The sequence below is a fragment of the Sphingobium cupriresistens genome (genome assembly GCF_004152865.1).
GTDB classification, from domain to species: Bacteria; Pseudomonadota; Alphaproteobacteria; order Sphingomonadales; family Sphingomonadaceae; genus Sphingobium; species Sphingobium cupriresistens.
This window is the reverse complement of sequence record NZ_SEOO01000050.1, coordinates 1-21,171: the sequence shown is the minus strand read 5'-3', so window position 1 is coordinate 21,171 and position 21,171 is coordinate 1. Positions and strand designations below refer to the sequence as shown.

Sequence of the window (21,171 nt, the reverse complement as noted above, 5' to 3'; positions counted from 1 at the left end):
GCCGCCGCGAACCTAAGCCTCTGCAAGCTCAACCAAACCCAAAAATGTAGTGGTAACACTCGCGCCGGTGCGTGCATGTCATTGAACAAAAATGCCTTTTCCAAAAGCACTGTTCAAGTTGGGTCAGGATGATGTCCGGCGCGCTGTCGGCCGTGAACAGGCCGGTCGCTTCGGCAAAGCCGCCCGCCGCCAGCACGGTGCAGCCCCAGCCGCCCAGCAGCGTGCGCATCCCCGTCTGGATCGCCCGTTCATTATCGATGACCAGCACGTTGAGTCCGCGCATGGAGCGGTCGCGCCCGATCATCTCCGGTTCGTTGTCCAGGTCCGCCACCGGCTCGCCGGTCGGCAGATCGATCGCGAAGGTCGATCCGCGGCCGGGCGCGGACTCCAGCGTCACGCGATGGCCCAGCATGTCGCTCGCCCGCTTGACGATGGCCAGGCCCAGCCCCTTGCCGCTGGTGCGGGTGTCGAGCCGGCGAAATTCCTCAAACACCAGCGCCTGCTTGTCGGCCGCGATGCCGGGACCGCTATCGGTCACGCTGACGCGGATGGCCCGTTCGCCGACCAAACAATCGAGCCGCACCGATCCCTGTTGCGTATAGCGCAGCGCGTTGGACAGGAAATTCTGCAGGATGCGCCGCACCAGCCTGATATCGGACCGGACCCAGAGCGGCTCGCTCGCCATGTCCAGCACCAAGCCCGATGCGCGCGCGACGGGCGCGAATTCCACCCGCAACGTGCCCAGCAGCGTATCGAGCCGGAAGTCGCCAATCTCCGGCTGGATCGCGCCGGCGTCGAGCCGGCTGATCTCCAGCAGCGCCTCCAGCAGATCCTCGACCGAATCGAGCGCGGTCGATGTCTGGTTGACCAGCGCGCGGGTCGGCAGCGCCAGCCGCCGGTCGCCCAGCGCCGCGACGAACAGGCGCGCGGCGTTCAACGGCTGTAACAGGTCGTGGCTGGCGGCGGCCAGAAAGCTGGTCTTGGACAGGTTCGCCTTCTCCGCCGCCGTCTTGGCGTCGCGCAACTGCGCCTCGATCTCGCGCCGTTCGGCGACTTCGGCGCGCAGTTCGGCGGTGCGCTCGGCGACGCGGCGCTCCAGCGTCTCGGCGGTTTCCTGAAGGCCCGCCTGCGCGCGTAGCATGACGGTGACGTCGGTGAAGCCGATGACCTGTCCCCCGCGCTCCAGCGCCGTGCTGCGGACTTCGAAATGACGATCGCCGGCTGCGACCAGCGCATGGCGCGCCGCGCCTGGCTGGTCCCCCCGCCAGTCAAGGCACCCTCCGTCCGCCATGCCCAGCCGATCGCGGCACCAGTCAAGCAGCGCGCCATGGCTGGCCCCTTCCTGCGCCCAGTCGTCGGGCAGGTCGAGCACATGCTGCAACGCCTCGTTCCAGGCGGCGACCCGTCCCTGCGCATCGAACAGGCACACGCCTTCGGACAGATTGTCGAGCGTCGATTGCAGCACCAGATTGCGTTCGGCCAGTTCCAGCGCGCGGTTGCGGGCATCCTCCGCCTTCACTTCGGTAATATCGGTATAGATACCGACGATTCCGCCCTCGCTGGTGCGCAATTCGTTGATCTGGACCCAGCGGTCGTCGGCCAGCGCCTGGACATGGCCGCCATCGGCGACGCTGTGACGCGCCAGCCGGTCGGACACCCAGCGGTCGGGCGCGACCACCGATCCGGGGGGGCGGTGGTGCGCCGCGGCCAGCCGCGCGACATCCTCGAACGACATGCCTTCGTGCAACTGGTCGGCGATTTCGGGCCAGAAGCCCAGATAGGCGTCGTTGAACAGGACCAGCCGGTCTTCCGCATCGAACAGCACGAAGCCTTCGTTGATCGAATCGATCGCGTCGCGCAGCCGCACCTGCGCCGCTTCGGCGCTGGCATGGGCCTGGGCCAGGTCGGCATTGGCGGTGGCAAGCCTGCCCAGCGCGTCTTCCAGCTCGGTCGTCCGCTCGCGCACCATCGCTTCCAGTGTGATCGCGGTTTCGAACATCGAAAAGGCGTTGCCGGCCATGTCGCTGGACCGTTCCACCCGATCGATCAGCGCGGCGTTGATCTTGCGCAACTTGCGGTTGTCTTCGCGCAGTTGAGCCAGTTCCGCCTCGGTGGAAGGAAGGGTCGTTTCCGTCATCGCCCGATCGCCAGCCCGCTGAATGTCTGGTTGACGTGCAGCGCATGATATTGCTCGCCATAGGTGTTGAAACCGATCACCCGATGGCGGCCATAAAGTTCGGACACGGCGCGGCCGATCTGCCGCTGTTCCGCGTCGATGCGGTTGAGCACGCAATCGAAGGCGATGATCCGGTCGACCTGGCCGACATGGGCGCCGATGTCGGCGAACATCGTCTCCATCCCCGCGATCCGGTCGATCGGCTCGCCCACGGTCAGCACGATCCCTTCGTCGATCGCGCAATAGAAGGTCAGGCTGCCGTCCGGGTTGGCGCTCTGGATCGACCGGACATGATAGTCGCCGCCTGCGCGCACCATCGGCGGATGGGCTGCGTAAAAGGCCAAGCCCAGCGCTTCGCCGGCATGGCCCGCCAGCCGCAGATATTCCTGCGCGGCCGGTTCCGCGTTGATCTCGGTCACGATCCGGTCCTGCGGGATCGCGCCGGTCACGACCATCTTCGCCGCGCCGGGACGATAATGCTGCGCCTTGAACACATGGATCGGGCGCGGCGTGGACAGGATCGCGATCACCGCCGCGCGCTTGTGAAACCGCCCGCCCTCAAAAATGGCGGTTTCGCGGAACGCCAGCCCGTCGCCCGACGATCCACCGATCAGCGGGATGTCGCCCAGCGCATCCTGGATCGTCATCGTCAGCAATTCTTCGCGGTGCGACAGGCCATCGACCAGGAACAGCGCGACGTGGTTGACCGCCTCGCCCAGCCGCCGGCTGTCCCGATCGGCGATGGCGGCGAGCGACCGGATCGCCTCGCGCGCGGCAACGGGATCGAACGCATCGATATCGTCGAAAATATGGGATGTCAGGTGAAAGGCGTCGGCGGGAAAGCCGATCACGCTCAGGCTGTCCTCGTCATAGCCCGCCTCGGTCAGTTCACCCGAACTGGTGCAGCCGATCGCGACAACATGTTCGCTATGGCGGTTGACCGCGCGGGCCAGCGCATCGCGGTCGAAGCGGTGCGAGCAGAACAGCAGCATCCCGGCCAGCGGCGCGTCGCCCAATTGCCGCGCGACGTCCGCCATCGCCGTCGCCGGATCGGGCGAATGGCTCGACGCGAAACCGATTTCCGACGCCAGCATGGTCATGTTCCTCTCCCCCATGGCCTCCCCCTTTTCCGGGGGTTATGCACCGCGTCGCGTCCCAATGTCACGCCCGTCCTATGCCGTGACCGCATCGCCCCTGGCCGGATCGCCCGCCGCTTCCAGCAGCGCATTTTCCGCGTCGTCGAATATCCGCGACCGCACGATGAAGCGGACGCCTTCGGGGCTTTCCAGTGACATGCCCGCGCCGCGTCCCGGCACGACGTCGATGGTTACCTGGGTATGGCGCCAATAGTCGAACTGCGCCGCCCCGATCCACACCGCTATGTCGCCCGCGACATGGCCCAGAAGCACGTCCTGCCCGCCGACCTTGAATTCGCCGCGCGGGAAGCACATCGGCGCGGACCCGTCACAGCATCCGCCCGACTGGTGGAACATCAGCGGCCCGTGCTTCTGCGTCAGGCTGTGCATCAGCGCTTCTGCATCTGGTGTCGCGAATATGCGTGGGGGCAGCCCGGTCATGATCATGCTCCTGAAAAACGACGATGCGGCGGGCATCAGGGAAAGAATGCCCGCCGCCGTCAAAGGCCTTATGGAGAGGAATCCGCCTTTGACGAACCGTCGACGGCTTTAGAAGAAGCCAAGCGCCTTGGGGCTGTAGCTGACCAGCAGGTTCTTGGTCTGCTGATAATGGTCCAGCATCATCTTGTGGTTTTCACGCCCGATGCCCGACTGCTTGTAGCCGCCGAACGCCGCATGGGCGGGATAGGCATGATAGCAGTTGGTCCACACCCGGCCCGCCTGGATGCCCCGGCCCATGCGATAGGCGCGGGTTCCATCGCGGGTCCATACGCCCGCGCCCAGCCCGTACAGCGTGTCGTTGGCGATGGCGAGCGCGTCGGCTTCATCCTTGAAGGTGGTGACGGCCAGCACCGGGCCGAAAATCTCTTCCTGGAAGATGCGCATCTTGTTGTGGCCCTTCAGCACGGTCGGGGTCACATAATAGCCATCGGCCAGTTCGCCATCGAGCGATGCGCGTTCGCCGCCGGTCAGCAGTTCTGCGCCTTCATTCAGGCCGATCTCGATATAGGAAAGGATTTTTTCAAGCTGGTCGTTCGACGCCTGCGCGCCGATCATGGTGCTGGGGTCGAGCGGGCTGCCCTGCTTGATCGCCTTCACCCGTGCGATGGCGCGTTCGATAAACTTCTCGTAGATCGATTCCTGGATCAGCGCGCGGCTGGGGCAGGTGCAGACTTCGCCCTGGTTCAGCGCGAACATCGCGAACCCTTCCAGGCATTTGTCGAAATAATCGTCGTCCGCGTCCATGACGTCGGCGAAGAAGATGTTGGGCGACTTGCCGCCCAGTTCCAGCGTGACCGGGATCAGGTTTTCCGATGCATATTGCATGATCAGGCGGCCGGTCGTCGTCTCGCCGGTAAAGGCGATCTTGCTGATCCGCTTGTTGCTGGCCAGCGGCTTGCCCGCCTCCACGCCAAAGCCGTTGACGACGTTCAGCACGCCGGGCGGCAGCAGGTCGCCGATCACGTCCAGCAGCACCAGGATGGACATCGGCGTCTGTTCGGCGGGCTTGAGCACGATGCAGTTGCCCGCGGCCAGCGCCGGGGCGAGTTTCCACACCGCCATCAGGATCGGGAAGTTCCACGGGATGATCTGGCCGACCACGCCCAGCGGTTCGTGGAAATGATAGGCGATCGTGTCATGGTCGATCTCGCTGATCGACCCTTCCTGCGCGCGGACGCAGCCCGCGAAATAGCGGAAATGGTCGATGGCGAGCGGGATGTCGGCATGGGTCGTCTCGCGGATCGGCTTGCCGTTGTCGATCGTCTCGGCCATCGCGATGAGGTCGAGATTGGCCTCCATCCGGTCGGCGATCTTGAGCAGGATGTTGGACCGCTCGGTGGAGGACGTCTTGCCCCAGCTTTCCTTCGCCTCGTGCGCGGCGTCCAGCGCCAGCTCGATGTCGGCGGCGGTGCCGCGCGCGATCCTGCCGACGACCTGGCCGGTGACGGGCGAGATATTGTCGAAATAGCCGCCCTGCACCGGCGCGACCCATTCGCCGCCGATATAATTGTCATATTGGTCGCGGATCAGCGTCTTTCCCGCGAAACGCTCCATCGCCTGCTGCAGCATGTGTCTACTCCCGATTGCTATGCGTAAAAATGGAAAAGCGGCGCGGCCCTTACTTCACCTTGGCCAGCGCCGCGGTCATGCGCTTGGCGGCGAAGGGCGGCATCTTCACCGCCCTGGCGGCGGCGATGTCGGCGGGCGTCACCTTGCCCACCTGCACCAGCGCGACCATGCCCATCGAATAATGCGGCATACATTTGATGCCGTAGAGGCCGGGCTTGCCGACGGTCAGCACCGCTTCCTTGTTCATGCCGCCCTTCATCGGCGTCGCGCCGGCGGGGAGCATGTTGGCCATGGTTTCGGCATTATGGCTGGCGTCGGTCGGCTTGAACCGGATCGTGTCGCCGGGTGCGGCCTTCACGAAGCTCGGCTCGAACACCATCGACCCATCGGCGCCCTGATTCTTCATCTGGACGACAATCTCCTTCGCCGCGGCGGGCAGCGAAAAGGCCAGGACGGCGGCGGTCAGCAAACAGGCCGGGATGCGCAGGTCAGTCAAATCACTCTCCATGGAATCGGACGGCTTTCTCTGCCGGATTGCATGGAGAGTGCGGCCACAGGGGCCGCGCGCACAATTGACCTTTGGTCCTATGGCGTAGCACCGCCGGCCGGCTCGACGCGGGATAGCGGCTTTTTCAGGTCGTTCCACCCGTCCGTTCCCTCGGCCAGCCACCAGACATTGGTGTAGCCAGCCGCGCGCAGCCGCTTGGCCGCATTCCACCCCATCCAGCAATCGGCGCGGCAGAAGAGGATCAGCATCCTATCGCGGCGGCCCTGTGTCAGGCGCGCGACCCCTTGAGCGAACCATGCGTCGATCCCCGGACCCGGCGCACCGCGCCCGGCTTCGGGAAACCAGTGCGCGCCGGGGATGGATTCGTGCGGCGCGGCCAGCCGCCAGCGGCCGTCGGCCTCGCGATGCCCGCCCTCGGCCGGCAGCACGTCGATGAACAGCGCGTCGCGTCCCGGCACCAGTTGCGCCGCGGCGGCCGGGGCGATCCGGCCGACGCCAGCCGGCGCCTGCCGGACCGGCGCGCGATAATGGGCGATGCGATAGCCGGCCGGGTCGAACAAAGGCGGCTGCGCGACCGCCGGCGACGCGATCAGCAGGGCGGGGATGAGGAAGCGGCGCATGATCGTCTCCGGGTGACCCAAGGACCAATGGTAACCGACGCGGGAGGAGAATAGACCCCGGCTTAAGGGAGAAGGATATTGCAAAGGCAGGCAAGCCTTTGGGTCGCGCTCGCCCTGGTGCTGGTCGCGGCCGACGCCAGGGCGACAGCACCCGTCGATCCGCTGGGGTCGCCTATGTGGGCCGCCCATGCCCGCACCCTGTTCGGCGACGATCCGGTGCGGTTCGATCCGCGCGTGCAGGTCGATTTCCCGATGATCGCGGAAAATCAGCGCGCCTTTCCGGTGGCGATCGACGCGCGCGCTATAGCGGGCGTGACCCGCATGGTGCTGCTGGTCGATCTCAATCCCATTCCTATCGCCATCGACTATCGCCCCCTCCACGCAGCCGCCTATGTCGCAACCCGCATCAAGCTCGACCAGCGCACCCCGGTACGCGGCGCGGTGCAACTGGCCAGCGGGCAATGGCTGGTGTCAGGCGGATGGGTCGATGCGGCCGGCGGCGGTTGCTCTGCGCCGCCGGTCAGCCGGGTCAGGGGCGACTGGGCCGACCATCTGGGCGAGATACGCGGCGAAGCCTGGCCGATGGCGGACGGGCGCAGCCGGGTGCGGCTCAATTTCCGCCATCCGATGGATACCGGCTTCGTCGCCAATATCGCCACCTATCATCTCGAAGCGCTGCGCGTGAAGGGCGCGGATGGACGGACGCTGGGCGAGATGGAGATATGGGCGGCGGTGGCCGAAGATCCGGCGATCACGCTGATGGTCGATGGCGGGGCCGGGGAGGCGCTGCGGGTCGAGGCGCGGGACACCAACGGGCGCGACTATCGCGCGGCGCTGTCCGTGGCGCGGCAATCACCTGTTCCGGCGTCGATGCCGGGCGGCCGATGATCCTGTCGCGGCGATCGCTGCTCGGTGGCGTGGTGGCGCTGGCGTCGGTCCCTGCGCGCGCGGCTAACTATGCCATCACCCCCGAACCGATCGGCGAAGGCGTCTGGCTGGTGCGCGGCGCGGACGAACCGATCGAGGCGAGCAATGGCGGGGCCATCGCCAATATCGCGATCATCGCCACGCCGGCCGGGACGGTGCTGTGGGATTGTGGCCCGTCCGTCCGCTACGCCCGCGCGCTGCGGCTCGTGGCGGAGCAACTGACGGGCAAGCCGGTGGTGCGGGTCTATGTCAGCCATCTCCATCCGGATCACGGCCTGGGCCTGGCCGCCTTCGATCCGGCCATCGTCGCGGCGCTGCCCGGCATGATCGACGCGCTGCGGGCGCAGGGGCAGGGCTATGCCGACGGCATGTACCGATTGTTGGGCGACTGGATGCGCGGCACCGATCTGCTGCTGCCGGGGCGGGCGATCACCGCGTCGCAGGAGGATTTTGGTGGCCGGACGCTGCGCCTGCTCGCTTTGTCCGGCCATAGCGCGGCGGACCTGGCCTTGTTTGACCCGCAGACCGGCCTGCTGCTGGGCGGTGACCTGATCTTCCACGACCGCGCGCCCAGCACGCCGACGGCCGATCTGGCCCTGTGGCGCGCCAGTCTGGACCAGTTGACGGCGCTGCCGCACAGGGGCGTGCTGCCCGGCCATGGTCCGTTCGATCCGGGCGGCACGACGGCGATCGACCAGACGCGCGACTGGATCGACTGGCTGGAAGCGACGCTGACCCAGGCGGTGCGGGGCGGGCTGGACATGGTCGAGGCGGGCGAGCTGCCCATTCCCGATCGGTTCGCGACCATGGCGGCGGGGCGCTACGAAGTGCAGCGCAGCGTGTCGCACCTCTATCCGGGGCTGGAGGCGACGCTGCTGCCGCGGGTGGATGTGCCGTGAATGCAACAGCGAGTTGGACAGTTGTCACAAATTTCCGAAATTCAAGCCGTTGTTAAATAACGGTTTTTAGGAAGTCATGCGCCGGATCTGAACGCACGACTTCCTATTTTTCTTTATAAACAATCACTTATGGGAATCTGGAAAGCGCCGAAAAGTGGATATTTTGGGCGAAAGGGTCAATCGACGCCCTGGATGATGAAGGTCTGATAGTCGCCGCTCGCCAGCCGGAGCTTCAGCGCCTCCTGATAAGCGGGGCTGTCATACCAGGCCTCGGCCTCCTCGAAGGTCGGGAAGGCGATGATGACGGCGCTTTCGGTCGCCGGCCCATCGGTGGCGCGGGTCTTGCCATAGACGGCGAGCGGCGTGATCGCATGGCCCGCCATGGATTTGCCGGCCAGCGCGCCATAGGTGGCGAAGGTTTCGGGGTCGGAAATGCTGTTGCGGACGGCGACGAAATAGGCGGTCATGCTCTTTCTCTCCTGATGTTAGATGGTCAGAATAGCGCCTTCACGCCGACTTGCCAGCGGCGCGGTGCGCCCGGCCCATAAGCGCGCGGGTTGGATGCGCCGGGCGCCTCTTCCAGTTGGATCTCATCCACTTCGCTGAAGGCGCCGAAGGTCGCGTAGCGGCGGCCCAGCGCATTGTTGAGCGTACCGAACAGACTGACGCCCTTCACCAGGGTCAGACTTGCGCGCAGGTTGACGAGCGCATAGCCGCCCAGCCTGGCCTCGTCATTGCCCTCGTCGCCGACCAGATATTGGCCCGATCGCGCGATCACGTCGCCGCCGACCGACCAGCCTTTCCCCGCATAATCGAGCTTCAGCGTGGCGCTGTGCCGGGGTATGCCGGGCAGCCGGTCGCCGCGCGCGACTTCGATCAGGCCTTCCTCGTCCGCCGAGGGGTTGGCGGGGCTGGAAAGGGTCAGCGGCGCGCGATAGGTCGCGTCGGTGAAGGCGTAGCTCAGCCCCGCGGTAAGGCCGCCCCGGCTGGCGCGCACCGTTGCTTCGACTCCCTGCCGCCGCGTGCTGCCTATATTGCGGAAATAGGCGCGACCGCGAATCTCGGACGCGACATATTGGATGTCGTTGCGATTGTCGGTGCGCCACGCCGACAGCAGCCAGTCGATCGTGAAGCCGCCCGCCTGGGCATGGCCCTTCGCGCCCGCTTCCCAGCTTTTGGCGACCACCTGCTTCAACGGCGGATCGGCGACGAAGAAATTGGTCAGGCTGCACGGCGCATTTTCGTCGGCGCAGGACAGTTCGGCCGGGGTCGGCACGCGGTTGCTTTCCGCATAGCCCGCGCGCAGCGTCAGTCCGTCGGAAACGACATAGTCGAACTCGATGCCGGGGTTCAGGCGCTGGAAGCGGTGGCGACCGTTCAGTGCGGTGCCGATCTGGTCCAGCATCACGATGCGCGCATGATTGTAGCGCAGCCCGATCTCGGCCGACAGGCGTGACGTGATCGGCAACCTGTCCTGCACGAACACGCCCCAATAGTCGGTATGGGCGATCAGGCCGACGGGCGCGATCGCGCCGTCGGGCTGCACGATGATGGACCCCAGCCCCTCGACGCTGCGATCGTCGGTCAGCGCGCCCAGTTCGGTCGAGGTGTCGAAGCGGGTGCGGCTGGTGTCGTAGCTGAACCCCAGCGCGAAGACATTCTCGCCCGCGCCGACCATGCGCTTGTCGATCAGCTGCACCAGCGCGCCCATAGCCCGCGTCGCCGTGCGTCCGCGGTTGAGCACGCCATAGCCCTCGCCGCCCAGCGTATCGATAATGGCATTGCCGTCGGCGTCGGTCAGGACGGCCTGCTCCTCCTCCTCGTCATCGCCCCCGACGGTTTCCAGGCAGACGAAACCAACGTCGTCGTCATCCTCGCACCCTTCGATATCGGCGGCATCGCCATTGACGGTGCGCAGCGTCAATTTCTGCGCATAGAGCGTGGCTTCGATCCGGGTCGTGTCGGACAGCGCGACCCAGGGGTGCAGGCTGACCCGGCCATAGCGGCTGCGGCTGTTATCGGGCCAGGTGAAGACCGCGCGCCGGTCCGCCGCCAGCAATTCCACCGGGGACACGCCATTGCCGGTCAGGTCGGTGTTCGCGCCGACGACTTTAAGGTGCAGGCCGCCGCTCGCCGTGTCGAAGCCGACATCGGCATAGCCATTATAGAGGGTGGAGGGCGAATGATCGCGCCAGCCGTCGTCGCGCGTATATTGGAAGGCGCCGAACGCGCTCCAGTCGCCCCAGGCCATGCCGCCCGCGACGCTCGCCTCGGTCGTGCCGAACCGGCCGTGCGACAGGCTGGCTTCCAGCCCCGGATCGCTTTGCCCCGTCTTCGTGTCGATGACCAGCGCCCCGCCCAGCGCATTGAGGCCATAGACGGCGCTCTTGTCGAGCAGACTGACGCCCCGGACCGCCGCTTCGGGCAGCAGGTCGAACTGCACCGTGTCGCCGAAGGGCTGGTTGAAGCGCGCGCCGTCCAGATAGACGGCAATGCCCTGCGCCTGCCCCTGGAGCGGGGACGCGACGAAGCCGCGATAGACGAGATTGGGCTGCCACGGATTATTCTGCGCATCCTGCAAGGTGACGCCGGCGAAATTGCGGGTCAGCGCGCCCAGGAAATCGGGACTGCCGCTGCGGCCGATGTCGGCGGCGGCCAGCGTAAGCGCGTCGTCCTTATCGACCGCGCCGCCGGGTGCGGTGACGATGATCGGCTGGCGCAGGGCGTCCCCGGCATCGGGCGCCTGCGCCAACGCCGATCCGGCTCCGATCAACGCGCTTCCCGCCAACAGCGCCGCCATCACCCTCACGCCCATCCTCCCGTCTTTTATCGCCGGGAGGCTAGGGGGCGGCGGCGCGGCGCTCCATTATACCTTGGGTCGGGCCGTCGTCATGCCGCCTGCGCTTTCAACAGCTTGTCGATGGTCAGCGGATAGTCGCGCAGGCGAATGCCGGTGGCGTTGTAGATCGCGTTGGCCACCGCCGCGCCCGCACCGCAGATACCCAGCTCGCCCACGCCCTTGGCTTTCATCGGCGAGCTTTTGTCGTCCAGTTCGTCGATGAACAGCACGTCCTGCTGCGGAATGTCGGCATGCACCGGCACCACATATTCGGCCATGTCGTGATTGACGAAGAAGCCGAAGCGGGTGTCGACCTCCAGCGACTCCATCAGCGCCGCGCCCACGCCCATGGTCATCGCGCCGATCACCTGGCTGCGCGCGGATTTGGGGTTGAGGATGCGCCCGGCGGCAAATGCCCCGCCCATGCGGCGGACGCGCACTTCGGCCGTGTCGATATCGACGCCGACTTCACAGAAATGCGCGCCGAAAGTGGCCTGGGCATAGCGTTTGTCGAGATCGCCATACTCCATGCTGTCTTCGGCCCACAGCCCCTCGCGCCCGGCCAGTGCGGCGAGCGTCTGGGACTTATTGTCGAATTTCACCAGGCCATCGTCGAACTGCGCCTTGTCGGCGGGATAGCCCGCCTTCTCCGCCAGCTTCGCGCGCAACGCCATCGCCGCGGCATAGACGCCCGCCGTCGAGCTGTTCGCGCCCCATTGCCCGCCCGACCCGGCCGATACCGGGAACCGACTGTCGCCCAGCCGCACGATCACCTGATCCAATGGCACGCCCAGCATTTCGGCGGCGGTCTGGCCGATGATCGTGTAGCTGCCGGTGCCGATATCGGTCATGTCGGTTTCGACGATGACCTTGCCCTGCGCGTCCACGCCGATGCGCGCGCCCGACTTGCCGACCAGATTATTGCGAAAGGCGGCCGCGACGCCCATGCCGACCAGCCAGCGCCCGTCGCGCACTTGCCCCGGCTTGGCCTTGCGCTTGTCCCAGCCGAAGCGATCGGCCCCGGCGCGCAGGCACTCGACCAGCTTGCGGCTGGAATAGGGGCGCTGCGGCCCGGCTTCAGGATCATATTGCACATCGTTGCGAATGCGCAGTTCGACCGGATCGACGCCGCAGGCTTCGGCCAGTTCGTCCATCGCCACTTCCAGCGCCAGCAGGCCGACGGCTTCGCCCGGCGCGCGCATCGCATTGCCTTCGGGCAAGTTCAGCGTGACCAGTCGGTGCGCCGTCATCCGGTTAGCGCCGCGATAGAGCAGCCGCGTCTGCTGCGCCGCCGTTTCCGGGCTGCCGCCGGGCAGGTCGCCCGACCAGACTTCATGGCCGATCGCGTCGATCACCCCGTCCTTGTCCGCGCCGATGCGGATGCGCTGGATCGTCGCCGGGCGGTGGGTGGTGTTGTTGGGGATCTGGTGCCGGGCGATGGCGACCTTGACCGGCCGCCCCACCTGTTTCGCGCCCAGCGCCGCCAGCAGCGCGTCCGCGCGCAGGAACAGTTTCGACCCGAAACCGCCGCCGATATAGGGCGACACCAGCCGCACCTTCTCCTTGGCGATACCCAGCGTCCTGGCGACTTCGCCCACGCCCCAGGCGATCATCTGGTTCGACGTCCACAGCGTCAGCCTGTCGCCATTCCAGGCGGCGGTCGTCGCATGGGGCTCCATCATCGCATGGCTGTGGTCGGGCGTGGTGTAGCGCTGGTCGATCTTGACCGCCGCCTTGGCGAAACCGCCCTCGAAATCGCCCGCCTTCGTATCGGCCGGGGTGCCAAAGCTGTCGGGCGGCATCACGCCCTTCAGGCTTTCGGCCGCCAGGTCATATTTGCCGTCTTCCGGCGTGTAATCGATCCGCACCAGCTTGGCGGCATCACGCGCATTTTCGAACGTGTCGGCGATGACCAGCGCGACCGCCTGCTCATAATGATCGACCTGTGGCCCGCCCAGCAGCGGCGCGGTGTTCATGCTGCCCTTGCCCAGCTTGCCGGCATTGGCGTGGGTGACGATGCCCAGCACGCCCGGCGCCGCTTCTGCGGCGCGCAGGTCCATCGCCGCGATCCGTCCCTTGGCGATGGCGGACCCGACGATCCAGCCATAGACGGCGTTGGGGGCGGCATCGTGCCGCTCATAGGCATAGGGCGCGCTGCCCGTCACCTTGGCCGCGCCGTCGATGCGGTCGTGTGGAATGCCGACCACCCGGCCCTTGTCGATCGGGTTGATGCCCGCTGGCGTATCGAACTTCATGCCCGTGCCTCCTGCTGGCGATAGAGGGACGCGAGCGTCCGTTCGACCAGCGTCTTCTTGAAGTCGTTATGATGGGTGGTGCGCGCACCGGCCAAGGCTGCTTCCGCAACGGCCTTGGCTCCGCTCTTCGCCGCATCGTCCGCCGCCTCCACGCGCCACGGTTTCGCGCCGATCCCGCCAAAGGCGAAGCGCGCGCCGCCATCCTTGCCGAACACGGCCGCCACCGACACCAAGGCGAAGGCATAGGAGGCGCGGTCGCGGACCTTGCGATAGACATGGGCGCCGCCGACCGGCTTGGGCAGAGTGACCGATGTGATGATCTCGCCCGGCTTGAGCGCGCTTTCCCTGTGCGGCGTGTCGCCAGGCAGCAGGTGGAAGTCCGCGATCGGGATCGCCCGCGCCGCGCCGTCCGCGCCCATCGTGTCGACCTGCGCGTCCAGCAGCCGCATCGCCACCGCCATGTCGCTGGGGTGCTGGGCGATACAGGCGTCGCTCACGCCCAATATCGCCAGGCTGCGGCTCATCCCCTGCATCGCGCCGCAGCCGCTCCCGGCCTTGCGCTTGTTGCAGGGCATCCGCGTGTCGTAGAAATAGGGGCAACGGGTGCGCTGCAACAGGTTGCCGCCGGTCGTCGCCTTGTTGCGCAACTGGCCCGATGCGCCCGCCAGCAACGCGCGGCTGAGCACCGCATAATCCTGCCGCACGCTCTTGTCGGCCGCCAGGTCGGTATTGCGCACCAGCGCCCCGATCTTCAGCCCGCCGTTGGCCGTCTTCTCGATCCGGTCCAGCCCCAGATGGTTGACATCGATCAGATGGGTCGGCGTTTCGATCTGCAGCTTCATCAGGTCGAGCAGGTTGGTGCCGCCGGCGATGAAGCGCGCGCCTTGAACCGAGGCCGCGGCCTTGGCCGCCGCTTCGACGGTGGAGGCGCGTTCATAGGTGAAGGCCTTCATGCCACCTTCTCCCCGGCTGCATCTCGCATCGCGGCGATGATGTTGGGATAGGCGGCACAGCGGCAGATATTGCCGCTCATCCGCTCGCGCAGTTCCGCGTCGCTGAACGCCACATCGTCCAGTTCCGCCGTCGCATGGCTGGGGATGCCCGCCTTGATCTCGTCCAGCACCGCTACCGCCGAGCAAATCTGCCCCGGCGTGCAATAGCCGCATTGATAGCCGTCATGGACGATGAAGGCCTTTTGCATCGGGTGCAGCTTGTCGGGCGTGCCCAGCCCCTCGATCGTCGTGACGCGCTCGCCATCATGCATCACCGCCAGGGTCAGGCAGCTATTGATCCGCCGGCCCTCCACGATCACGGTGCAGGCGCCGCACTGGCCATGGTCGCACCCTTTCTTGGTGCCGGTCAGGTGCAGATGTTCGCGCAGCGTGTCGAGCAGGCTGGTGCGCGGGTCGAGTTGCAGATGCACCTCTCGCCCGTTGACGGTCAATTCGACGGGGATCATCGCGCTTCCTCCGTTGCGCTTGGGTATAGCGGCGGCCTGCGCCACGACGGGGCTGGCTGCGGCGAGAGCCGCGCTGCCTTGCAACAGGCCGCGGCGCGTCAAATGATTGGACGACATGGCTGGTCTCCCTGTTGGTTGCTGGTCAGTACGAAGGGCGAGGGCAAATGATCCCGCCGCGGCAAGAAACTTGTCGCTACAGCCTTAGCATAAGCACGGCGCGCGCCAAGCCGCCCTTTCGCGCCGCGCATGGGGTGATTCGCGCAGCGAATGATGCGCCGACCCGACGGTGACATATTCCGTATCCGGTTAACACACAGGAAAGCTTGGGTTTTTATGCTTGTGAAGGAGAATTTCATTTTTGTGCAATTCTCCCCTTGCCCCTTTAGACAAGCGCTGCTAGTTCCCCGCCACCCGCCGAGAGGGACACATCCTCCGGCCGCCAGAGCGGGCGTAGCTCAGGGGTAGAGCACAACCTTGCCAAGGTTGGGGTCGAGGGTTCGAATCCCTTCGCCCGCTCCAGAAATCATCGTAAAATCAATGGTTTCTGGGGCGATTGTGCCGGGTTTTCATATTACGCGATCTTCTGAAAAGCCTGAAGTAATAAGGACGTAATATGCTGCGCGCGTATTTGCGGGTGGTTCTGGCGTAGGTTGAGCCACTGAAAATCTGGTTTCCGCAGAAGCTGGCCGGGCGATGTAGCGGTGAGAACCCTCCTGAAGGAATAGGTCTGCTGGCATAGGCACGGGGATCTTCGACCAGCCGGTCGATCGCGCATCCTTCTTCCCAATACGTACGGACCATCACCTGATCGGGCGAGAGGCAGACTTCCGTCGGCTGGAGAGGACTGGGTCGTTGAGGTTGGCCGCCTATGGATCGACCATGAAAGGTTGGGTGAAGAGTCAGATTCCGGCGAACGCCCCGCTTCAGCCCGCCCATGCCCGTTCGCCCGAACAGAATGAGTTTGCCGTTCGCGGCACATTGAAGTTCGACGCATCGGACAGCTTCGATGCGCGTCTCAAATTCACCTTTAGCAAGCGGACAGGCGATAGTTCGGCCGCGAACCTCCAGTTCGTCGATTGTCCGCTTGGTGCTCCCCAGACGGGCGGCGTGGACGATTGCCGGGCGAACGGCACGGTGTCTTCGGCTGATGCTGGCGCAAATTTTGCCGGACTCGACCCATCGTTCGACGGCCGCGGAACATTTCTTACCCAGAAGCAAGTGCTCACGGGTCTGGAAATGAATTACCGGCCTTCCGACACGATCACGCTGACATCCGTCACGGGCTATTATTCGACGTCCTTGGATTCCGTCGGGAATTTTACAGCTTCTTATGTGCCATCGACCTATATTCACGGACGAAACTACCTTTCGATCGATGAATTTTCGCAGGAACTTCGGGTTACAAGCGACTTTGATGGACCCTTCAATTTTACGACCGGCGGGCATTTTCAGGATTCTCGGGTCAAGTCCGGTGCTCACAGTTTTCTCAATGCCAATGCGCCGGTGGAAATACTCGAATATCTGCTCAAGCAGGATGGCTTGGGCTATTCAGCTTTCGCCCAAGGCACGTTCGATATATTGCCGACCCTCGAAATTTCTGCCGGCGGACGCTATTCTCATGAGCGGAAGAAGCTGCCGTTCATCGGAACGGACACCACGCGCAATCCATCGAACCCGCTGATCGAACAGACAGCTATCGTCGCCAAGCGAAGCTTCAATAACTTTTCGCCGGAATTCACGCTGTCTTGGCGGCCGAGCAAGGACATGACGGTCTATGGTTCGTACAAGAAAGGCTTCCTGTCGGGAGGCTTCAACTCGGGTGCCGCCAATTTCGCCACCAATCTGTCCTACGACCAGCAACTGATAAAGGGCTTTGAAGGAGGGGCTAAAGTCGCCCTGCTCGACGGAACGCTGCATGCCAATCTGGCGCTTTATTCCTACAGGGTCACAGGCCTGCAGGTGACGGTGACCACGGGTGGGGGCACGGTTCAGGAACTGCGTAACGCCGGCAAGGTCAGTTCAAAAGGCATCGAGTTCGATTTCAGCTATCGCCCGCCGGTCGACGGGCTCAGGATCGATGGGGCGCTGTCCTATAATCGCGGTCGTTATCTCGACTATCAGGCGACATGCTATCGCGGGCAGAATGCCAATTCGCCGGTGCCCTGTCTCAATCAACTTAATCGCGTCTCTGGCAACATGGCGTTGCTGCAGGATCTGAGCGGGACGGAATTGCTCCGCGCCCCGGAATTTGCAGGCAATCTGAGCGCTGACTATCATGTTGCGGTAGGGAATGGCCTGGAACTGGGGCTCGGCGCGGACATGACGTACAGCGACAGCTATCTCACCGACGCATCCTCAAAGGCGGCCGGGCGCTCGCCCTCCTACGCCCTGCTGGGTGCCTCTGTCCGCCTGGGGCAACAGGATAACGGCTGGCAAGTGGCGCTCATCGGCCGAAACCTGACCAACAAATATTTCTGGACGCGCAGCATCGACAATCCTTTCTCCGGCACGCCGGCTTCGGGCGGCACGACCGCAGGTGTTCTGGGCGATACGGTCGGCCCCATTACGAGGGGACGCGAACTGATGCTGCGGCTGAGCTATAGCTTTCGTTGAACGGCGCTGCCGCGCCGACGCGCTTTCCCAGTCGGCTTTACTGACAATAAGAGGATCGATTGTGGCATTTTCCCATGGCTATGCGGCACTCGCGCGAAACGCGTGCGTGGAGCCCTTCGAATTCGAACGCAGGTCGCTGGGTCCAAATGATATCGCGGCCAGCATCCTGTTTTGCGGCATCTGTCACAGCGACCTTCATGCGATCGACAATGACTGGGGCTTTCACAGCTATCCGCTGGTGCCAGGGCACGAGATTATCGCCCGCGTCACGGCGGTCGGTCCAGGCGTCGAGAAGTTCAGCATCGGAGATGTGGTCGGCATCGGTACGGTGATCGATTCATGCCGTACGTGCGAACCTTGCAGCCATGGTGAGGAGATATATTGCGAGACCGGCGCCACGCCGACGTTTGGCGGGGCGGACCGTCTCGGGACGATGACCTATGGCGGTTTTTCGAACGACTATGTCGTCGACGAACATTTCGCAGTGATGATCCCGCCGCTGCTCGATCCAGCCCATGCCGCACCATTGCTTTGCGCTGGCATCACGACCTATTCGCCGTTGCGCCGCGCCAATCTTCAGTCTGGCCACAAGGTCGGTATCGTTGGAATGGGGGGGCTGGGTCATCTCGCCGTCAAATGGGCAAAGGCTTGGGGCGCCCAAGTCGTTGTTTTCACCACGACAGCAGCGAAGGCCGCAGACGCCCTGCGCTTCGGCGCTGATTCGACGGTGGTTTCCAGCGATTTGGAGCAGATGGCCAGCCATGGCGGAAGCTTTCACTATATTCTCGATACGGTTTCCGCACCGCACGATCCAACGCCCTATTTGGGGCTGCTCAAGCTGGACGGCACTCTTTGCATGATCGGGATGCCTGCCGAACCACTCTCCATAAGTTCGATGATGCTCGCCTGGCGTCGATTGATCGTTACCAGTTCGATGACGGGCGGGATTGCCGAGACGCAGGAGATGCTCGATTTTGCGGCGACCCACGGCATAAAGCCCGAAATCGAACGGGTCGGCAGATCGCAGATCAACGAGGCATTGGACCGGCTCAGGAGAAATGATGTGCGCTATCGATTTGTCATCGACATGGGCGCCGATCTCGTCGAGCATCCGTGAATGCGCCAACTGTCCACCTGCCGGTCCGGGAGGGCTCACAAGCCCCTGTCGAAGGGGACAGCGCTATCAGAAATAGGAAGTAGCGTGCTATGGTGGAACAGACCCGCATTTGCCGCAATAGTCGGCGACGAGACGGGCAGCAATGAGGAGGGAGCAAGCGCCAGCTGTTGTCCTGTTTGGACGAAGCTTGGCGTCTTAGGGCTATGACCAGCATCCGCATGGACCCAAAGGCCTTCGCCGTCGGTCGCCCCAGCGCCGAGCTGGACCGCCATGTTGCCGATGCACTGATCGACGCTACCGTCTCGCTGCTGCACGACAAGCCCCGGGGTGAGATCACGGTGAGACAGATCGCTGCCGTCGCGGGGGTCAACAAGGCCATGATCGGCTATTATTTCCAGAACAAGGACAATCTGTTCCTGGCCCTGGTCGATCATCTGCTCAAGCGGCTGAGTGACGCCTTCTGCATTATCGAAAAGAGTATCGAGAAGATCGATCTTCAGGAGCGCAATCCCACCCGGATCATCATCGAGTCTATCATCGAGACCTATTCGGAGCATTCGGTGGGCCTGCGGCTCCTCATCACGGAAATCCAGTTCAATTCCCAACTCAAGCAGCTTTATGTCGAACAGCTCTGCTCGCGACCGACACGCGTGCTCAAACGGATCATCGGTCGACTGGTGACACTGGGCTATTACCGCGCGGATCTGGACCCGAACTTCACGACCTTCACCATCGAAATTCTGCTCTGCCAGCTCATCATGAACGAGAATGTGATGGAGCCGGCATTCGGCTTCTCGCCGGGGCGGGAAACGACACAGAAGTGGGTCGACTATCTCGTCGAGATATTCGACCGTGGTTTCCGGCCTATTGCCGCCTTGGGTAATTAATCCGATTGCCCGGTAGCGGGCACGAGCAGATAAACAGTTCAAGGCCACCGCCTTGGGAATGAATCATCCCCTAGTCGTCAACTGTTCACGAAAATGAGCAGTTGAAACTAAGAATATTGATGAAATCCCCCAAATTATCGAGCTGGTAGCTGAGTCCTGGATTCAGCTAAATCATAACCAATAAATTGGAGAGATGACTGTCATGTCTGCTCTGGATAAATTGCTGTCCCTGATTGGGGACGTTAATGTCTACGACAACGGCCCCGACAATCTGGCTGAATTGCAACTCCACGCAGCGCGGGAACGCGTGAAGGAGCGGCGGGGCCAGATCGCGGTCCTCGACAAGCGCGCGCATGATACCGGCGTGGACGCAATCGACTCGTTCGACGACCTCGTGCCGCTGCTTTTTTCCCATACGAACTATAAAAGCTATCCCGAAAGCCTGGTCGACAATCAGCGATGGGAGATGATGAATCTCTGGCTGCAGAGCCTTTCCACTCGCAAGATTTCTCAGGACATCGATATGCGCGGCGTTCAGGATGTCGATGACTGGATGGTGCGGTTGCGCGAGGCTGGACATTATGTTTTTGCGTCAAGCGGGACCTCGGGCAAATCGTCCTTTCTCAACCAGACCCAAGTCGATCGCGAGCGCACGTTTACCGGTCTGTTGAACGGGACCATATGGCAGGCGCCTTCGCTCAACCCCAATGCAGACCGCCCATGCTACTGCGGCGTCCCGCGCCATAGTCCCCATCGCTTTTCGGAAATTCAACAGGCCATGGCCGCTGCGATCGGCGCGCCCGGGGATATTCATTTCCTCACGGACATACCGACACGGGCGGCCGATACCAATTATATGGGCAGGCTGCGGACCCAGATTGCGCAGGGCAAGGCCGCACCGGAAGAAGTCGAGGAATTCGAGCGCAAGACACGCGAGAAATCCCTGGCGGTGCGGGGAGCCATCACGCAATTCTACGATAATATCCTGGAAAATCGTGATCGGCCGATCTTCCTGCATACGCTTTGGCCCTATTTCCACGAACTGGCCGAACATGCCGGGGCTAAGGGCATAAAGGACGGCGATTTCCATCCCGATTCAGTCATAATGTTCGGGGGTGGGCTGAAGGGCGCGCAGTTGCCCGAAGGCTATCAGCAGCGGGTCTATGATTTCTTCGCCCTGTCGCAGGACAATATCGCACATACCTATGGCATGGTCGAAATGCAGGTTCCCTTGCCCTATTCCAGCAAAGCGGAGGGATATGTGGTCCCCCCCTGGGTCATCCCCCTCGTGCTTGACCGGGACGGAACCAAGCTCCTCAATCACGCGACCGGGAGCAAGTTGGTGGAAGGCCGGATGGCCTTTCTCGACCTCTCGCTCGAGGGCCGCTGGGGCGGCCTCATTACCGGGGACAAGGTTAGCGTGAGATTCGACGATGGCGCGCCGATCGTCCAGTCCATCACGCGTTATCAGGATCTGCCGGAGGGAGACGACAAGCTCTCCTGCGCCGGCACTATCGACAGTTATGTGAGAGGATCGATTAGAGCGGTTTCCACACGAACTGAATCGGTAGGGGTTCCCTTCGCTGCGCTGATGTGATTCACGCTGTCTGCTGGTGACAGGAGGCCAGCATGGATGGCACGAACGCTTTCACAGGACCTGCGGGA

Annotated in this window: 17 protein-coding genes and 1 tRNA gene; 7 read left to right on the top strand and 11 right to left on the bottom strand. The window is 63.8% G+C overall.

Annotated features, from left to right (window positions below; all coding sequences use genetic code 11):
- Positions 1 to 28: 28 nt before the first annotated feature.
- From EWH12_RS19390 to EWH12_RS19365, 6 genes are all read right to left on the bottom strand, one after another.
- The gene (locus EWH12_RS19390; RefSeq protein ID WP_129927547.1) at positions 29 to 2,137 is read right to left on the bottom strand and encodes a hybrid sensor histidine kinase/response regulator; all 2,109 of its coding nucleotides are present in this window, start codon (positions 2,135 to 2,137) and stop codon (positions 29 to 31) included.
- Complete coding sequence (locus EWH12_RS19385) at positions 2,134 to 3,276, bottom strand: FIST N-terminal domain-containing protein (RefSeq protein WP_066599016.1); 1,143 nt, start codon at positions 3,274 to 3,276, stop codon at positions 2,134 to 2,136. The genes EWH12_RS19390 and EWH12_RS19385 overlap by 4 nt, the downstream gene beginning before the upstream one ends.
- A gap of 72 nt (positions 3,277 to 3,348) precedes the next feature.
- On the bottom strand, positions 3,349 to 3,753 hold the full coding sequence (locus tag EWH12_RS19380; protein ID WP_129927546.1) for a DUF779 domain-containing protein: 405 nt from the start codon (positions 3,751 to 3,753) through the stop codon (positions 3,349 to 3,351).
- Between the two features lie 108 nt (positions 3,754 to 3,861).
- Entirely contained in the window at positions 3,862 to 5,382 is a 1,521-nt protein-coding gene (adh, locus tag EWH12_RS19375) for an aldehyde dehydrogenase (protein ID WP_129927545.1), read from the bottom strand.
- A gap of 49 nt (positions 5,383 to 5,431) precedes the next feature.
- Positions 5,432 to 5,878 (bottom strand): pseudoazurin, encoded by a 447-nt coding sequence (locus EWH12_RS19370; protein WP_422917745.1) that lies wholly within the window; start codon positions 5,876 to 5,878, stop codon positions 5,432 to 5,434.
- An 89-nt stretch (positions 5,879 to 5,967) separates the two neighbouring features.
- On the bottom strand, positions 5,968 to 6,510 hold the full coding sequence (locus EWH12_RS19365; protein ID WP_129927543.1) for a rhodanese-like domain-containing protein: 543 nt from the start codon (positions 6,508 to 6,510) through the stop codon (positions 5,968 to 5,970).
- 78 nt (positions 6,511 to 6,588) lie between these two features.
- Here EWH12_RS19365 and EWH12_RS19360 point away from each other — a divergent pair, with 78 nt between their 5' ends.
- Together EWH12_RS19360 and EWH12_RS19355 are read left to right on the top strand one after the other, a co-directional pair.
- Complete coding sequence (locus EWH12_RS19360) at positions 6,589 to 7,398, top strand: quinoprotein dehydrogenase-associated SoxYZ-like carrier (RefSeq protein ID WP_129927542.1); 810 nt, start codon at positions 6,589 to 6,591, stop codon at positions 7,396 to 7,398.
- Complete coding sequence (locus EWH12_RS19355) at positions 7,395 to 8,336, top strand: quinoprotein relay system zinc metallohydrolase 1 (RefSeq protein WP_129927541.1); 942 nt, start codon at positions 7,395 to 7,397, stop codon at positions 8,334 to 8,336. Before EWH12_RS19360 ends, EWH12_RS19355 begins: the two co-directional genes overlap by 4 nt.
- 176 nt (positions 8,337 to 8,512) lie before the next feature.
- Here the strand turns inward: EWH12_RS19355 and EWH12_RS19350 are convergent, their stop codons facing one another.
- From EWH12_RS19350 to paoA, 5 genes are all read right to left on the bottom strand, one after another.
- A complete protein-coding gene (locus EWH12_RS19350; RefSeq protein ID WP_129927540.1) occupies positions 8,513 to 8,803 on the bottom strand; it encodes a DUF1330 domain-containing protein in 291 nt (96 codons plus the stop codon).
- Between the two features lie 26 nt (positions 8,804 to 8,829).
- Positions 8,830 to 11,151, bottom strand: coding sequence for a TonB-dependent receptor (locus tag EWH12_RS19345; protein WP_242496132.1), 2,322 nt, complete (start codon positions 11,149 to 11,151; stop codon positions 8,830 to 8,832).
- Positions 11,152 to 11,225: 74 nt separating this feature from the next.
- Positions 11,226 to 13,430: an aldehyde oxidoreductase molybdenum-binding subunit PaoC gene (gene paoC, locus EWH12_RS19340; protein WP_129927539.1), complete on the bottom strand. Its 2,205-nt coding sequence runs from the start codon at positions 13,428 to 13,430 to the stop codon at positions 11,226 to 11,228.
- Positions 13,427 to 14,383: an FAD binding domain-containing protein gene (locus EWH12_RS19335; protein WP_129927538.1), complete on the bottom strand. Its 957-nt coding sequence runs from the start codon at positions 14,381 to 14,383 to the stop codon at positions 13,427 to 13,429. Before EWH12_RS19335 ends, paoC begins: the two co-directional genes overlap by 4 nt.
- On the bottom strand, positions 14,380 to 15,006 hold the full coding sequence (gene paoA, locus EWH12_RS19330) for an aldehyde dehydrogenase iron-sulfur subunit PaoA (protein ID WP_066599045.1): 627 nt from the start codon (positions 15,004 to 15,006) through the stop codon (positions 14,380 to 14,382). The genes EWH12_RS19335 and paoA overlap by 4 nt, the downstream gene beginning before the upstream one ends.
- Before the next feature lie 327 nt (positions 15,007 to 15,333).
- Between paoA and EWH12_RS19325 the strand changes: the two genes are divergently transcribed.
- The 5 genes from EWH12_RS19325 (at position 15,334) to EWH12_RS19305 (ending at position 21,103) form a co-directional block, all read left to right on the top strand.
- Positions 15,334 to 15,408, top strand: a tRNA-Gly gene (locus EWH12_RS19325).
- Positions 15,409 to 15,768: 360 nt separating this feature from the next.
- Positions 15,769 to 17,502, top strand: coding sequence for a TonB-dependent receptor (locus EWH12_RS19320; RefSeq protein WP_129927537.1), 1,734 nt, complete (start codon positions 15,769 to 15,771; stop codon positions 17,500 to 17,502).
- A 61-nt stretch (positions 17,503 to 17,563) separates the two neighbouring features.
- Complete coding sequence (locus tag EWH12_RS19315) at positions 17,564 to 18,619, top strand: NAD(P)-dependent alcohol dehydrogenase (RefSeq protein ID WP_129927536.1); 1,056 nt, start codon at positions 17,564 to 17,566, stop codon at positions 18,617 to 18,619.
- Between the two features lie 203 nt (positions 18,620 to 18,822).
- Positions 18,823 to 19,506, top strand: a complete 684-nt coding sequence (locus EWH12_RS19310; protein WP_129927535.1) for a TetR/AcrR family transcriptional regulator — start codon at positions 18,823 to 18,825, stop codon at positions 19,504 to 19,506.
- A gap of 202 nt (positions 19,507 to 19,708) precedes the next feature.
- Positions 19,709 to 21,103, top strand: coding sequence for a hypothetical protein (locus tag EWH12_RS19305; protein WP_129927534.1), 1,395 nt, complete (start codon positions 19,709 to 19,711; stop codon positions 21,101 to 21,103).
- Positions 21,104 to 21,171 lie beyond the last annotated feature (68 nt).

Excerpts from the sequence above, each read along its gene's own strand:
- EWH12_RS19390 (WP_129927547.1), bottom strand. The coding sequence starts at position 2,137 with ATGACGGAAACGACCCTTCCTTCCACCGAGGCGGAACTGGCTCAACTG.
- EWH12_RS19385 (WP_066599016.1), bottom strand. The coding sequence starts at position 3,276 with ATGACCATGCTGGCGTCGGAAATCGGTTTCGCGTCGAGCCATTCGCCC.
- EWH12_RS19380 (WP_129927546.1), bottom strand. The coding sequence starts at position 3,753 with ATGACCGGGCTGCCCCCACGCATATTCGCGACACCAGATGCAGAAGCG.
- adh (WP_129927545.1), bottom strand. The coding sequence starts at position 5,382 with ATGCTGCAGCAGGCGATGGAGCGTTTCGCGGGAAAGACGCTGATCCGC.
- EWH12_RS19365 (WP_129927543.1), bottom strand. The coding sequence starts at position 6,510 with ATGCGCCGCTTCCTCATCCCCGCCCTGCTGATCGCGTCGCCGGCGGTC.
- EWH12_RS19355 (WP_129927541.1), top strand. The coding sequence starts at position 7,395 with ATGATCCTGTCGCGGCGATCGCTGCTCGGTGGCGTGGTGGCGCTGGCG.
- EWH12_RS19350 (WP_129927540.1), bottom strand. The coding sequence starts at position 8,803 with ATGACCGCCTATTTCGTCGCCGTCCGCAACAGCATTTCCGACCCCGAA.
- EWH12_RS19345 (WP_242496132.1), bottom strand. The coding sequence starts at position 11,151 with ATGGGCGTGAGGGTGATGGCGGCGCTGTTGGCGGGAAGCGCGTTGATC.
- paoC (WP_129927539.1), bottom strand. The coding sequence starts at position 13,430 with ATGAAGTTCGATACGCCAGCGGGCATCAACCCGATCGACAAGGGCCGG.
- EWH12_RS19335 (WP_129927538.1), bottom strand. The coding sequence starts at position 14,383 with ATGAAGGCCTTCACCTATGAACGCGCCTCCACCGTCGAAGCGGCGGCC.
- paoA (WP_066599045.1), bottom strand. The coding sequence starts at position 15,006 with ATGTCGTCCAATCATTTGACGCGCCGCGGCCTGTTGCAAGGCAGCGCG.
- EWH12_RS19320 (WP_129927537.1), top strand. The coding sequence starts at position 15,769 with ATGAAAGGTTGGGTGAAGAGTCAGATTCCGGCGAACGCCCCGCTTCAG.
- EWH12_RS19310 (WP_129927535.1), top strand. The coding sequence starts at position 18,823 with ATGACCAGCATCCGCATGGACCCAAAGGCCTTCGCCGTCGGTCGCCCC.
- EWH12_RS19305 (WP_129927534.1), top strand. The coding sequence starts at position 19,709 with ATGTCTGCTCTGGATAAATTGCTGTCCCTGATTGGGGACGTTAATGTC.